Here is a 539-nt window from a genome sequence, read left to right as displayed (position 1 = left end):
CTCTACATCTCCGGATACCGCTTCGACGCGCGTTGGAGCATGCTGAGCATGGCCGGGCTGCGGCAGGTCGGCCTGCGCCGGCTCGGACCGACCGCGCTGCTCCTCAACCATTCCATCTTCTACGATCTCGATCCGGAGACGGTGCTGGGGCTCGAAGTCAACCTGAGGCAGGACATCGCCGGGGACGACCGCACCCGCGCCCTCGTCATTCCCCAGATCCACCGCCGGCTCTCGGAACTGACGAGCCTCCAGGCCGGCCTCGGTGTCGAGTTCCGCACGAACCGTAACGCCGGGCTCGTCGCGGCTCTGCGGCTGATCCGCGAGTTCTGAAGCGCCCCGCGCCGGCAACGGACCCGGCAGCGGCCTTTCGGGTTCTCCCGTCAGCGGGAAGGCTGCGAGAGGAACACAGGCATGGCGAGCGTCGAAGCATCGGGCACCTTCGCGATCGGCGGGGATCTCACCGTTCACCGACTCGGGTTCGGCGCCATGCGCATCACCGGGCCCGGCATCTGGGGCGATCCGCCCGACCGGGACAAGGC

1 protein-coding gene is annotated in these 539 nt (G+C 68.8%); it reads left to right on the top strand.

What is annotated here, in order from left to right; all coding sequences use genetic code 11:
• Positions 1-330 (top strand): hypothetical protein (locus tag C1631_RS25375; protein WP_228441502.1); only part of this gene is annotated, 330 nt, incomplete at its 5' end.
• Positions 331-539 lie beyond the last annotated feature (209 nt).

The sequence above is a fragment of the Chryseobacterium phosphatilyticum genome (assembly GCF_002899825.2).
Lineage (GTDB): Bacteria > Bacteroidota > Bacteroidia > Flavobacteriales > Weeksellaceae > Chryseobacterium > Chryseobacterium phosphatilyticum.
The sequence above is the reverse complement of the archived record's forward strand: the minus strand, read 5'-3'. Positions and strand labels throughout refer to the sequence as shown.